Source organism: Stanieria cyanosphaera PCC 7437 (assembly GCF_000317575.1).
GTDB classification, from domain to species: domain Bacteria; phylum Cyanobacteriota; class Cyanobacteriia; order Cyanobacteriales; family Xenococcaceae; genus Stanieria; species Stanieria cyanosphaera.
In genome coordinates, this window is record NC_019748.1 from 3,659,323 (window position 1) to 3,672,538 (window position 13,216).

The 13,216-nt window shown below is 36.5% G+C and carries 13 protein-coding genes; 1 reads left to right on the top strand and 12 read right to left on the bottom strand.

Annotated elements, in window-relative coordinates; translation table 11 throughout:
- Nucleotides 1-59: 59 nt before the first annotated feature.
- From atpH to STA7437_RS15915, 12 genes are all read right to left on the bottom strand, one after another.
- Nucleotides 60-611, bottom strand: a complete 552-nt coding sequence (atpH, locus tag STA7437_RS15860) for an ATP synthase F1 subunit delta (RefSeq protein WP_015194399.1) — start codon at nt 609-611, stop codon at nt 60-62.
- A gap of 2 nt (nt 612-613) precedes the next feature.
- Nucleotides 614-1,147, bottom strand: coding sequence for a F0F1 ATP synthase subunit B (locus STA7437_RS15865; RefSeq protein ID WP_015194400.1), 534 nt, complete (start codon nt 1,145-1,147; stop codon nt 614-616).
- A 43-nt stretch (nt 1,148-1,190) separates the two neighbouring features.
- Nucleotides 1,191-1,625, bottom strand: coding sequence for a F0F1 ATP synthase subunit B' (locus STA7437_RS15870; RefSeq protein WP_015194401.1), 435 nt, complete (start codon nt 1,623-1,625; stop codon nt 1,191-1,193).
- 105 nt (nt 1,626-1,730) lie between these two features.
- Nucleotides 1,731-1,970: an ATP synthase F0 subunit C gene (gene atpE, locus STA7437_RS15875; RefSeq protein WP_015194402.1), complete on the bottom strand. Its 240-nt coding sequence runs from the start codon at nt 1,968-1,970 to the stop codon at nt 1,731-1,733.
- Nucleotides 1,971-2,088: 118 nt separating this feature from the next.
- Nucleotides 2,089-2,847: a F0F1 ATP synthase subunit A gene (gene atpB / locus STA7437_RS15880; RefSeq protein ID WP_015194403.1), complete on the bottom strand. Its 759-nt coding sequence runs from the start codon at nt 2,845-2,847 to the stop codon at nt 2,089-2,091.
- A 59-nt stretch (nt 2,848-2,906) separates the two neighbouring features.
- Nucleotides 2,907-3,281 (bottom strand): ATP synthase subunit I, encoded by a 375-nt coding sequence (locus STA7437_RS15885; protein WP_051036118.1) that lies wholly within the window; start codon nt 3,279-3,281, stop codon nt 2,907-2,909.
- A gap of 309 nt (nt 3,282-3,590) precedes the next feature.
- Nucleotides 3,591-4,811 (bottom strand): class I SAM-dependent methyltransferase, encoded by a 1,221-nt coding sequence (locus STA7437_RS15890; protein WP_015194405.1) that lies wholly within the window; start codon nt 4,809-4,811, stop codon nt 3,591-3,593.
- A 355-nt stretch (nt 4,812-5,166) separates the two neighbouring features.
- Nucleotides 5,167-5,841, bottom strand: coding sequence for a hypothetical protein (locus STA7437_RS15895; protein WP_015194406.1), 675 nt, complete (start codon nt 5,839-5,841; stop codon nt 5,167-5,169).
- Between the two features lie 637 nt (nt 5,842-6,478).
- Entirely contained in the window at nt 6,479-7,321 is an 843-nt protein-coding gene (locus tag STA7437_RS15900) for a nitrate ABC transporter ATP-binding protein (RefSeq protein WP_015194407.1), read from the bottom strand.
- 183 nt (nt 7,322-7,504) lie between these two features.
- Nucleotides 7,505-9,505, bottom strand: coding sequence for an ABC transporter ATP-binding/substrate-binding protein (locus STA7437_RS15905; RefSeq protein ID WP_015194408.1), 2,001 nt, complete (start codon nt 9,503-9,505; stop codon nt 7,505-7,507).
- 107 nt (nt 9,506-9,612) lie between these two features.
- A complete protein-coding gene (gene ntrB, locus STA7437_RS15910; RefSeq protein ID WP_015194409.1) occupies nt 9,613-10,452 on the bottom strand; it encodes a nitrate ABC transporter permease in 840 nt (279 codons plus the stop codon).
- A 47-nt stretch (nt 10,453-10,499) separates the two neighbouring features.
- On the bottom strand, nt 10,500-11,843 hold the full coding sequence (locus STA7437_RS15915; protein WP_015194410.1) for a CmpA/NrtA family ABC transporter substrate-binding protein: 1,344 nt from the start codon (nt 11,841-11,843) through the stop codon (nt 10,500-10,502).
- 605 nt (nt 11,844-12,448) lie between these two features.
- On the opposite strand from STA7437_RS15915, the gene STA7437_RS15920 reads away from it, so the two are divergent.
- Nucleotides 12,449-13,204: a peptidylprolyl isomerase gene (locus STA7437_RS15920; protein WP_015194411.1), complete on the top strand. Its 756-nt coding sequence runs from the start codon at nt 12,449-12,451 to the stop codon at nt 13,202-13,204.
- Nucleotides 13,205-13,216: the final 12 nt, after the last annotated feature.

The window sequence follows — 13,216 nt, forward strand, 5'->3', positions numbered from 1 at the left end:
TTACTTGTTGATAGTTCTTTGCTGTTTGTTTTTTATTATCAGTTGTTGGCTATCGACTGCTAAGTGTTTAAACTCATGCTGATTCGACGTAGTTGTCCACGCAAACTAGCATCAATAACTTGAGAGCCTATTTTAATGACAACTCCACCAATTAAACTAGGATCGACACTAGTTTTTAACTCAACATTCTGAGCTTGAGAAATTGCCTTGACGCGATCGATAACTGCTTGTTGTTGTGAATCTGTAAGTTCTTTGGCAGCTATAACTTCTGCTAAAACAGTTTGGTTTAATTTCCGCAGTAAATTGAGGTATTGCTCTGCTACTTGCTTCAAAAAGATAATGCGACGTTTATCAATCAACAACATTAAAAAGTTGATTAAGTATGGATTCGCGCTATCTCCTAGCACTCTGCGTAGCACGTTTTTTTTATCTTCTGCTTTGATAATTGGATTGGCAACAAAAGCACTAAATTCATCAGATTCTTCCATCAAACTAAGCAATTGACGGAAACTCTCACCAAACTCCTCTGTAAGATTATGTTGTTGAGCTACAGACATCAAAGCTTGCGCATAAGGTTCAGCAATTTCGCTACTAATTAAAGCTTCACTCATAATTATCCTCCCAGTCGAGCAATACTACGGTCTATGAGTTGATGTTGAGTTTCATCATTGAGAAACTCTCCCAATTGATTTTCTACTCGTCCGAGAGCTAAAGCTGTAATTCTTTGCTTTAATTCAGCGATCGCTCTTTCTTGTTCAGAATTGAGGTCGGCTACTGCCATAGCTTTGATTCGCTCAACTTCTTTTTCTCCTTGAGCCAAAATCGCTTGTTTGGCTTTTTGAGCATTAGCTTCGGCATCAGAGATAATTTTGCTAGCTGTAGATTTAGCTTGAGCGAGTTTTTCTTGTTCTTGGGCTAGAGCTTGAGCAGCTTTCCGTTGCTTTTCTTCTACTTCCCCGATTTTTTGGGCTATTTTATTTTTTCGTTCATTTAAAATGTTGCCCACTATTTTACTACCGTAGTAAAACAGTACGCCAGCCAAAATCAAGAGGTTGATTAGGTTAGATTCCAAAATATCGAAGTTTAACCCAAAACCACCCTCAGCCTCTGAATGTGCTTCTGTTAAAAAAAATAAAGTTTCTATCATACCTAGTTCTTGCTTTACTTCAGATTTTTTCTAGTCCCCTAGGCTATGATTTAACTAGCTCTGGTCCGAGAAGTTTTTCTAGAATTTGGCGAGAGAGAACGTCTACTTCTTGTTCTAAGCTCGTTAAGGCTGCTGCTTTTTGTTGTTGAATCTCTTGAGCAGCTTTTTCCCGTTCTGCCTGAACTTGTTTCTGAGCTTCAGCAGTTTTTTGAGCAATAATTTCTTTTGCTTCTGCTTGAGCTTTTTCTAAAATAACTTGAGACTCTCGACGAGCTTGAGCTATTTGCTTCTCGTATTCTTTGACTATTTGCTCTGCTTTAGACAACTTTTCACGAGAGTCGATCTCGTTCTTGCGAACATAATTATCTCGCTCGTCTAGTACCTTAGTCAGGGGTTTATAGAAAACGGCGTTTAACACAAAGGTTAAAACCAAGAATTGCACTGCCATCAGAGGCAGAGTCGCATCAAAATCAAACATTTTTTATCAAGCCAATCAGAATTGGAACTGCATGCGATTAATACCGATACGGATGGAGGCAGGCGCGACGCAAGAGATGCTCGCACCTTAACCAGTTAAGCAATTTTATACGAAGGGGTTAGCAAATAGTAGTACTAAAGCAACTACTAAGCCGTAAATGGTAAGAGATTCCATGAACGCTAAAGTTAAAAGTAGAGTACCACGAATTTTTCCTTCAGCTTCGGGCTGACGAGCAATCCCAGCTACTGCTTGACCAGAAGCGTTTCCTTGACCGATACCAGGACCGATAGCAGCTAAACCAATTGCTAAAGCAGCAGCGATAACAGAAGCAGCGTTAATATCCATGATGATTCTATTGACCTTTATTTACAAACTACAAAAAATTAATTAGAGAAAGTTTTGTTGTTGAGCAAATTGAATTAGATTAACTCAACTAAAAATCGGTTAATCAATGAGGTAAAAACTATTCCTCATGTCCTTCTTCACCGTGTCCCTCTAGAGCTTCATGTATATAAGCTCCGGCTAAGGTAGCAAAGATTAGAGCCTGAATTGCACTGGTAAATAGTCCCAATGCCATTACTGGTAACGGCACAAATAAGGGTACTAACAGTACGAATACAGCTACTACTAATTCGTCAGCAACGATATTACCAAAAAGACGGAAACTGAGGGATAGAGGTTTAGTAAAATCTTCTAAAATCGCGATCGGTAACAAGACCGGAGTCGGCTCGATATACCTCTTAAAGTATCCTAAACCTTTTTTGCTCAAACCTGCGTAAAAATAGGCCAGAGAAGTGAGCAATGCTAGGGCAACTGTAGTATTAATGTCGTTGGTTGGAGCAGCAATTTCTCCTGAAGGTAATTTAAGTAACTTCCAAGGAATTAGTGCGCCTCCCCAATTAGAGACAAAAATAAACAGAAATAAAGTGCCAATAAAGGGCACCCAAGGACGATATTCTTTTTCGCCTAGCTGGTTTTTTGCTAAATCTCGAATAAATTCTAGGGCATATTCCATAAAATTTTGAATGCCACTAGGAATTCTTTGAATGTTTTGAGTTGCTGCTAGAGAAGCAATGATTAAAACACCCATTACAAGCCAGGAGGCTAGAAAAACCTGCCCGTGAACTGTATAGTTACCGATTTTCCAAAGGAAATGTTCGCCAACTTCCAATTCTGCTAGGGTAAATAAATTTGGGTAAGTCAAACTATTGAGAATTTCCATTGCCTAGATTGCTTGAAAAAATCAACACAACCAATCTGATCGCATTTCTCGAGCTTACTTTAATCCTCTTGTTTTACTTCTACTGTATTAGCCGTGATTAAGACTGTTTGTAGAGTGTAAATTAGGATAGCAGCTTTATAGGTGAGAAATCCTAAAAAGACTGGGAGAATGTGTAATTGTTGCCGTTGACTTGCAACAATAATTAGGCCAGCAAAGATTGCTAATCCTTTCCCTCCGAGACGCTGTTGTTGTTGACCTAGGCGTTCAACATCTTTGGCTAATAACGTTAAATAAACTACTCCTACTAATGCACCCAAAAGATAATTAAGGGCAGTATTGAGGGAATAGAAATACCAGACAGGCAGAAAGATGATTGTCGTTAGCGTTAAGGTTACCAACAACAAAGTTTTTTGTAGCTGGTAATACTCTTGCATCGAATTCTCTTGGGGAGAATCCGTTTGAGTCAGTTCGTTTGCTTGTCCTGGCATTGGTTCTAGTGGTTGATTAGACAAAGGTTACGTACTCGGTTACTGACCCATGGTTTACTGAGTGAAACTAAACTTAAATTTAATTGAGAGATGAGCTTCGTTTGAAATAAGAATTTCACCTCAAGATTAGACAGCAGTTTGAATTGCTGCAAGTTTAGCTCAGACCATTTGCAATCATATCATGGGATAGTGGTAATTATTAAAATTTTCTGAATGAAAAATAAGTAGAGATTAAGAAAGAATTTTGTTGGTAAGTTAGGATTTTTCTGGGATTTTTTCTGAAGGAGAGAGAATAATTAATTGCCTTGCCCAAAGCGATCGCACTAGGTTTAAATCTACTGAACAATCAGTGATTAATTGTCGTACATTAGTATGTTGTTGTTCGCAAGCGGTCATGAATTGGTATTCTGCTTCGGATAAATTTACCAATTGATAATCATAATCAAAGAAACTGCGACTTGGCCAACCTTGCATACAGGGATGAAGTTCGGCAATAGCTGATAGTAACATTTGATCGTCAGTCCAATCGATTTTCGGTAAAGGCTGACGGGCTAGGAAAAATTCGTAATGAGTTAAACTGGGGTCGAGTAGTTCAATGAGTCGATAAATTTGGCGATCGTTTAAGGTTTGACTTCTGGCTAAAAGTTCTGGAGAATTGCCGATTAATCTGGATAATTCCCAATAATTTCGATTAGAAAAACCAACAAATTCTAAACCAGAAGCATCAATTAACTCAAATAAAGTTTCAATATTGTAATCGATTTCTTGGGGATGAACGTACATATCAGCAAAAGCTTCATCGCGATGGTTTTCTAATGCCCAACGTTCTTTTTCTTGTTTAAGGATACGATTATTTTCTGGTAAAGCAGCAAAAATTTGTCTACCAACTTGAACTCCATCTCGATAATCACCACGTTGATCACCTTGTAAAAGAGCGATCGCTTTTTGCATCAAAGCAATTTCCCAACGTCCTAATTCAGCATAGACAAAAATATGAAGTAGTCCACCTGGTGCTAATTTAGAAGCTAGGGCTTGAATTCCTTTGATCGGATCGGGTAGATGGTGCAGTACTCCCACACAATTAATAAAATCAAATTCTCCTGGTAACTGAGTTGCTTGTTCCAACTTCAGATGATGAAATTCAACTGATTTAGCATGATTAGCGATCGCCCCAGAACGATGACACCTTTCTTGTGCTACTTCTAAAGCTTTCTCACTCAAATCAATTGCTACTATGTCTGCTTCAGGATTGAGATGAATTAGATAGTCTGTACCAGAACCTGTACCACAACCAGCATCAAGAATACGAATATCTTGACGAGATGGTTTTTTACCTGTGCAAAAATTATAAGCTGCCGTCCAACTCCATCGCCAATTATATCCAGGCGGTAATTGATCTGATAAAGGATCGGGGGGAAAAGGATAGGTATTGTATAAATTAGCTACTGCGGTATTAATTGCTTGTAGATCGGACATAAAATTTGGTTAACCAACTAAAAATTACTTGGAACTCTAAATTTTATCGGGCAGAAGGTCAATCAATTACATATTTTTAACAAAATTCAAGCTCATCAAAATTAACTGATTTTTAAATCAAGATTTTGGTTGATGAAATGATTGAGTAAATTAAAAAAAGTCAAATCAAAAAATAAAAGTCCCTTCTTTAATTAACTCAGAAGAGACATTTAAATCATGGACAATTATGAACCCTTTCAATATTTAAATCTTAGCTTGGTTAAGCTAAAAGCAAGTAATTGATCATTGAAAAACTTTCAAGCGATCGCTTAAATGTTACTAAATTTGATCTTAGTAGTTTTATCAAACTAAATAATTAGAAATTATATCCAAGTCCTAATAGTAATCCTATTTCTGTATCATCAATAAATTTAAAGTTCACACCTGCATTAGCAGTAAACACAGAAGATATAGGAATATCTAAACCACCGGTGGCTACTACCCCTACTGTATCACCTCCTGTAGAAAGCGAAATACCACCACCTACATAAGGAGCTACACTAAATTCAGCATCTTCGACTTCCCTAGTGAAGAAATCGACTGTTAAAGGCAAAATAAAAGTTGCATCTCCACTAATCAAAGCAGAAGGACGGAAAGAGACGTTTTCAGTTAGTCCTATTTTGCTAATTACGGCAAATGAACTGTCTCCGATCGCAGTATTACCATCAAGACCTATATTACCACCGATACCAAAATAACTAGAGCCTGAACGAGTCGTTCTTCCTGGTTGAACCTCAAAATCTGTTTGTGCTACTTCTGTAGCTGTAGATGTATTGTTTAAGTTAGAAGCAGAAGTCAATTGTTGAAAATTATTAGAATTAATGGCTGGTATTCCTTGAAGAGAATCTGATTTTTTCTCAAAGTTTTGGTTAGCTTTGGGTTGAATTTCCTCAACATTAGTTTCAGCTTGAGATGGTTGTCCTGCTAAGAAAACATAAAAAACTGCTAGACCAATAACTGCAAAATTGTTTAATCCAAAAAATAAATTCATAGTCACCTATATCTTTAAAATTTATTTGAACGAAGATTAAGATTAATTCTTTACGTTCCTAATCTAAAGGTTATTTGTGACAAAAAAATGACCAAAAAGTAAGATTTTTAACTAAAATAATTTTTTTTTATCTTAAATTTTCTAGCTTTGGGGGGATGCAATTTTGAGTAAATTGTAGCAAAAGTAAAACTTATAGTAGTTCTCACGCTCTATGAGGTACATCCTAAGCTATAGGTCTCTGTTGATTGTTCATGGTTAATAGTTGATTGCTACTTTTGACTTTTTACTTCCTGATCAAGGAGTGTATCTTACCAATTATGAGAAACGCTATAAGTTAGAGTATATTTATTTGAATAACTTCTGCTGAATCGATTATTCTCAGCAGTTATTTATTGATTTTTTCCTTTAATCTTTATATCGCTTAATCAAAACGTTTGATCTAAGATTTAAGATTATGATTAGATAATTGTCTCGTTTAAACTCGTTTAAATTAAAGTTACTATAAAAATAAAATATTTTGATTTACGTATTTTAATTAATTATCTGCTCAAGCCTACAAAAAAAAAGAAAATCTCCTCCACCCATAGAGTAGAAGAGAAAAAGAGACAATGAACAACTATAAAATCGACAATGTTAATTAAGCCGCATCATCGTGGGCAAAACGATTGTAGAGAAAGTCTAGGGCATAGTTACGCAAATCATAATATTCTGGTTGTTCCATGATTTGATCTCGGTTGCGTGGACGGGGAAAATCAATATTCATAATTTCCCCAATACCAGCAGCAGGCCCATTAGTCATCATAACTAACTTATCTGCTAAAAATAATGCTTCATCGATATCGTGAGTGATCATCAAAACAGTGCAACGATGATCGTTCCAAATTTTCAGCAATTCTTCTTGTAGTTCTTCTTTGGTAATAGCATCTAATGCCCCAAACGGTTCATCTAAGATTAAAACTTCTGGACGAATTGCTAACGCCCTGGCAATAGAAACTCTTTGTTTCATACCACCAGAGATTTGAGTCGGTTTTTTCTCTGCTGCTTCAGTTAAACCTACTAAAGCTAGATGTTCTCTGACAATAGCGCGTTTTTCCTGTTCGGGTTTATTAGGATGAACTGAATCAACTGCTAAATAAACATTATCAAATACTGTTAACCAAGGTAGAAGGGCATAGTTTTGAAATACTACCATGCGATCGGGTCCTGGTTCGGTGATGATTTTTCCGCCTACTGTTACTGAACCAGTTGTAGGATGAGCAAAACCAGAAACCATATTTAAAAGGGTAGATTTACCGCAACCAGAGTGACCAATAACGCAGATAAATTCTCCTTCGTTAACAGTTAAATTGACGTTTTCTAAAACAGTATAAGGTCCTGTCGGAGTAGGGTAAACTTTCGAGACTCCTTCAATATTAAGGAATGAAGCATTTTGAATCGGACGGGGTTGAAATTGTAATACTTGTTTATTGGAAGCTTGCATAAATCAAAAAAGATAAAGTGTGAAGGATGAGAGTTCAATAAACTTATGAGCGAAGGTTATTGTTTTTTATATTATCCTTGGATAAACACAGATAAAATTGATGAAAAATTCACTTTGACCCATAAATTTATTGATGATTTTTTTATTCTCCATTCATAATCCCTAATTCATCATCAATTAGAACTAGGCTGCAAAGGGAGTTTGAGAATCGAAATGCACTTCAGCGATAGTAAAGTTGCGTTCAATATCCAAGTGATTCAGATAACCAATGGGGTCTTCAGCATCAAAGACAATGCCATCAAATAACTGAATTGGACTGCGACGATATTTAATATCTACTAATCCCAATTCTCTGGCAGCCGTGCTAAAAGTACTAACTCGACAAACTCTTTCTAAAATTTCGACCCAGTTACGAGGAAAGGGAATATGTCCCCAACGTGCCATCTGAGTCATCATCCAGAGGTGTTCGGTACGACTGGGACGATTTAAACCATCACCAAAAAACATATGGTGGGCATATTCGACGTGTTGGTCGAGATTACAACTGTAATTATTGGGATTGCCTAGTTGAATATATTCTTCTTTAGTTGCTAAATATTGACGACTAGCTAAAATTTCTCTGATTTCTTGATGATTTTTTTCCTCGGCACAATAACGACCGGCTTCTAACAAAGCTTTAACTAAGGCAACATGGGTATTAGGATAGCGATTTGCCCAATCTTCCCTTACTCCCAACACTTTGCCTGGATGTCCCTGCCAAATTTCCATGTCTGTCGCCACGGTAAAACCATGTCCTTCCATGGCTGCACGAAGATTCCAAGGTTCACCAACACAATAGCCATCAATTGTTCCTGCTTTTAAATCAGCTACCATTTGGGCTGGAGGAATAGTTTTAAGTTCTACATCCTTGTCAGGATCAATGCCTGCTGCTGCTAACCAGTAGCGTAATAGAATATTGTGCATTGAGGAAGGATGTACCATACCCAAAGTATGTTTTTCGCCATCTAGGGCAAGTAATTTCTGTTTGTATTGGGCAGCAGTAATGACACCTTGGTCATAAAATTTCTTAGCTAAAGTTACACCGTTACCATTGCGAGTCATGGTTAAAGCTGTGACTACGGGTAAAGGTTGGTCTTGATTTCCTCCTGCTGTTAACCAGGTGGGCATTCCTGCGGGCATTTGGGCTGCATCTAAATAACCACCTGCAATACCATCGACAATACCACGCCAACTAGTCTCTCTAACTAAACTAACTTCGTCTAAACCGTGTTTGCTAAAAAAGCCTTTTTCTTGTGCCACTGCTAAAGGTGCGCAAGCAGTTAGGGGAACGAAACCAATTTCTAAATTGACTTTTTCTAAACCATGACGAGCAACTACGGCTGTTTTCTTCGCACGTATTTTTTTGATGCGTTTTTGTTGATTGAGGAAGTAAATAATTTCGCTGCGGAGGCTATAGTAACTAGGATGATTAACTACTTCCATGCGTTTGCGAGGACGGGGAATATCTACTTCTAAGATGCCACCAATTTTTGAACCAGGACCATTGGTAAGCATGACAATTTTGTCGGATAATAGAACTGCTTCATCGACATCGTGAGTTACCATGACAGAAGTAACGTGGTATTGTTCACAAATTCGCATCAACTGTTCTTGAAGATTACCTCTGGTTAGAGCATCTAAAGCTCCAAAAGGTTCGTCTAATAATAATAGTTTAGGACGAATTGCCAAAGCACGAGCGATCGCGACTCTTTGTTTCATTCCTCCTGATAGTTGTCCAGGTAGTTTATCAACGGCATGACGCAAACCTACTAAGTCAATATGTTCTTCTACAACAGATTTGCGTTCTGATTTGGGTGCATTCCCCATCACTTCATCTACTGCTAAAGCAATATTTTGACGCACAGTTAACCAAGGTAGCAGAGAGTAGTTTTGAAAGACTACCATGCGATCAGGACCTGGTTCTTTAATTTTTTGTCCTTCTAAGGTGACAATACCATCAGTGGGTAAATCTAAACCTGCAATCATATTTAACAGAGTTGATTTACCACAACCAGAGTGACCAATTAAGGAAATAAATTCACCTTTTTTAATTTCTAGATCGATACCTTTGAGGGCGACATATTCACCACCGCCACTGAGGGGAAAAACTTTTTCGATTTGATCTACTGCAACGAATACGCTCATTGTCTTTTAAGTAATAAATAATAGGTAATAGATAATAAGGATTGGGGAATAGGAAGTAACAAATTTTTCTCCCTATGTCCCTTATCTCCTCTGCTTCCATGCTTTCTTTACGATTGAGGTGCAATTAATTTTTGGATATAAGCGATCGCACGGTCTAAAATTAAACCTACTGCACCGATATAAATGACTGCCAAGATAATTTCACTGATATAGTTTTGTTGATAAGCATCCCAGATGAAGAAGCCGATACCAACAATACCTGACATAACAATTTCTGCTGCAATAATTGCTAACCAAGCTAAACCAATGCCAATTCTTAAACCAGTGAAAATGTAGGGTAAGGCGGAAGGTAAAAGAATTTTGAAGAAGAATTTATAATTAGATAATTTTAAGACTCGACGAACATTAAGATAGTCTTGAGGAATTTGTTTAACTCCTTCAGTTGTATTAATTAAAATCGGCCAAACTGAAGTAATAAAAATCACGAAAATAGCAGCAGGTTGGTTTTGTTGCAGGGCGACTAAAGCGATGGGAACCCATGCCAAAGGTGCAACCATTCTTAAGAATTGAAAAATCGGGTCTAAAGCTTTATCTAAGATAGGATTCATTCCGACTAAAATCCCACCGCCAATACCAACTAAGGCTGCTAAAGAATAGCCTTGGGCAACTCTGCCTAAACTCGCCATTGTTTGCCAAAATAAACCTTTATCTAAACCACCAGCGTCATAAAAAGGATATAAAAGTAATTCTCTGGTACGTTCATCTGTCCAAATACTTAAAGGTCCTGGTAATTTAGTCAAACCTAAAGTAGAAAATAATTGCCAAATAGTTAGAAATCCCAAAATTCCTAAAATGGGTGGAACTATATCTTTACTATTCTTTTTCCAAAATGAACTAATAAAATTTCCTTGATTGTTTTTGTTGATTCTTCTTGTACTAACAGTCATGTTTGCTCCTTCATTGATTGTTAATTTTTAAGCTTCAATTTGATGAATTAAACTTTTTTAATTGTTAAACTGTTGAGATAAGCAGCCGGATTTTCTGGATCGAATTCAATTCCATCAAAAAATTTCTCTACACCACGAGATGGACTAGTAGGAAGATTAGAAAACTTGGCTTCTTTTGCTGCTTCTAACCAAAGATCTTCTCGATTAACTTTGCCAATCATTTCCTTCGCATTAGCTAATGTATCTTCAGGTAAAAAGCCCCAACGAACACTTTCGGTTAAAAACCATAAATCATGACTTTGGTAAGGATAGGAAACATTACCGCGATCGTCTTGCCAATACAAAGGACCCATATTAAAGTCTTTAATATCTGGTTTGCCATCGCCCATTTTGTAGTAACCTTTGTAAGGAGATTCAATTAACTCGGTGCGAATATTAAAGTAACTTCTACGTCCTAATATTTTGATTAATTCTGGTCGATTTTCTGGTTGATCACACCATTGTTGTGCTTCCATCAATGCTTTTAATAAAGCTTTAGTAGCTTTGGGATTTTTTTCTACCCAATCTCCTCTAATCGCTAAATATTCTTCTGGATGGAATTTCCACATTTGGGAAGTTAATGCTGCCATGTAACCAATATCTTCGGCTACAATTCGATAGGGCCAAGGATCGCCTGTACTAAATGCATCCATACTACCAGTCCGCATTCCCTGTACAGTTTCGGCTGGAGGTACAGCAATTAAATCAACATCCCGATCTGGATCTACACCACCAGCAGCTAACCAATAACGCACCCAGAAATCCTGGTTAACTTTAGGAAAGGTAAAAGCAGCTTTAAATTTTCTACCCTGATCTTTAGGAAAGCTTTTAATATAGTCAGCAGCCTGAGAAATATCTAAACCAAGACCTTTGCCTTTATGTATATTCGATACAGCAATGCCATTTCCCTGAGTATTTAATGTTGCCAGGACATACATGGGTATCTTTCTACCATTAGTCAGAAGTCCTTCACTAATTAAATAGGGCATCGGCATTTGCCACTGTCCTCCATCAATCCCACCAGCTTGGGATCCGATCACAACGTTATCTCTCGCAGATGCCCAGTTTGCCTGTTTGGAAACTTCTACTTCTGTCATGCCATATCTGTCAAAAAAACCTTTTTGTTTGGCAATAACCAAAGGTGCAGCTTCTAAAATTGGTAAGTATCCCAATTTAATTTTGGGAGTCTCTGGAATTTGTTCTGGACTTAGATCTAAAGCTTGAACTTTAGGAGTTAATTCCCTCACAGAAGGCGGGTTGCCAAAACAACCATTCAGGAAAACCGCACTAACTCCAGAGGCAGCAGCCGTTGCTAAAAATTTCCTACGAGAAAGTCTTGAAAAATTAGACATAAAACCTCCTGACTGCCCCAATGATTTGATTGAGCAGATAAGTTAAGTAAGAATAAATGGTAATAAAAACCTGTAATATCTAACTTTTTGACTTAAATACCGCCAATTAAGCTAAATACTGGGGATAGTTAATTATTTGATTGTTTTGTGTAAATTGTGTTTGCTTGTTTTGATAACCAATAGTCTATCACAGATCAAAAATCATTTATTTGTTTCTATGAATAAAAAACTGATTTAAATTATAAATTTTAATTAATTGTCTCGAAATCCTTATTTAATCAACAACAGACAAATAGATTGGCGATTTACAGGTTAAATTAACTAGCGACTTTAACAGGATTATTTCTCGGAATGAACTAAGTCCCTAGATAAAATTTAAATAAAACACTTAAAAGTTGAGTTTATGACGTTGGGAGATGCTGAATTCTTCAGCAGAGCTAACCAATGTGTTGAATCTTATCGTCGGAGTTCTCATCAAGTCCGCTTAATGTAGAAATCACAAACAAAAGAACAGATACAGTAAAATAAAAAATAAATTTTATCTCAAATTATATAATTATTAAATGTAAAAAAAAAAGCAAAAAAAATAGTCAAGTACAAATTTTATGTCGAAATTAGTTGATATTTCCTTAAATACAATTATTCATCAATTAAAAATATCTTGCAAAATTCCTGAAATTATCAAAGAAATTATTATTAATAAAATTATTTTTTTAAAAGCAGCCGAAGAAAATATCAAAATTGAAACTAAAGAGCTTCAAGAAGCAGCCGATAATTTTCGGATTCAAAATCAGCTTTTAAATGCTCAAGATACTTGGTCATGGTTGAATACCCATGGTCTATCTCTTGATGATTTTGAAGGGATGATCCATCGTAATTTTTTATCTACTAAGTTAGCTCAACATCTTTTTGCGGAGGAAGTTGAACTATTTTTCTACGAACATCAACTTGATTATACTCAAGTAATTATCTATGAAGTTTTGGTAGATAATCTAGACTTAGCGATGGAACTATATTATGCGATCGCAGAAAAAGAAACCAGTTTTTGGGAAGTTGCTCATCAATATATTCAAGAACCAGAATTACGTCGCCAAGGTGGTTATCGAGGTAGTTTAAAACGTCAAGACCTTAAACCAGAAATTTCGGCAGCAGTATTTGCAACCAATCCTCCTCAACTGCTCAAGCCAATTTTAATCGAAAAAAAAGCCCATTTAATTTTAGTTGAAGAAATTATTCAACCCGAATTAACCAACCAGCTACGTTGTGAAATTATTAGCAATTTATTCACTGCCTGGTTAGAGCAGCAAATCAAGCAATATCAAACTAATTTAACTTTTATTCAATCATTAACAGATAATTGATCGCTTACCAGT

Coding starts and splice junctions, on each gene's coding strand:
- atpH (WP_015194399.1), bottom strand. CDS start 611: ATGAGTGAAGCTTTAATTAGTAGCGAAATTGCTGAACCTTATGCGCAA.
- STA7437_RS15865 (WP_015194400.1), bottom strand. CDS start 1,147: ATGATAGAAACTTTATTTTTTTTAACAGAAGCACATTCAGAGGCTGAG.
- STA7437_RS15870 (WP_015194401.1), bottom strand. CDS start 1,625: ATGTTTGATTTTGATGCGACTCTGCCTCTGATGGCAGTGCAATTCTTG.
- atpE (WP_015194402.1), bottom strand. CDS start 1,970: ATGGATATTAACGCTGCTTCTGTTATCGCTGCTGCTTTAGCAATTGGT.
- atpB (WP_015194403.1), bottom strand. CDS start 2,847: ATGGAAATTCTCAATAGTTTGACTTACCCAAATTTATTTACCCTAGCA.
- STA7437_RS15885 (WP_051036118.1), bottom strand. CDS start 3,281: ATGCAAGAGTATTACCAGCTACAAAAAACTTTGTTGTTGGTAACCTTA.
- STA7437_RS15890 (WP_015194405.1), bottom strand. CDS start 4,811: ATGTCCGATCTACAAGCAATTAATACCGCAGTAGCTAATTTATACAAT.
- STA7437_RS15895 (WP_015194406.1), bottom strand. CDS start 5,841: ATGAATTTATTTTTTGGATTAAACAATTTTGCAGTTATTGGTCTAGCA.
- STA7437_RS15900 (WP_015194407.1), bottom strand. CDS start 7,321: ATGCAAGCTTCCAATAAACAAGTATTACAATTTCAACCCCGTCCGATT.
- STA7437_RS15905 (WP_015194408.1), bottom strand. CDS start 9,505: ATGAGCGTATTCGTTGCAGTAGATCAAATCGAAAAAGTTTTTCCCCTC.
- ntrB (WP_015194409.1), bottom strand. CDS start 10,452: ATGACTGTTAGTACAAGAAGAATCAACAAAAACAATCAAGGAAATTTT.
- STA7437_RS15915 (WP_015194410.1), bottom strand. CDS start 11,843: ATGTCTAATTTTTCAAGACTTTCTCGTAGGAAATTTTTAGCAACGGCT.
- STA7437_RS15920 (WP_015194411.1), top strand. CDS start 12,449: ATGTCGAAATTAGTTGATATTTCCTTAAATACAATTATTCATCAATTA.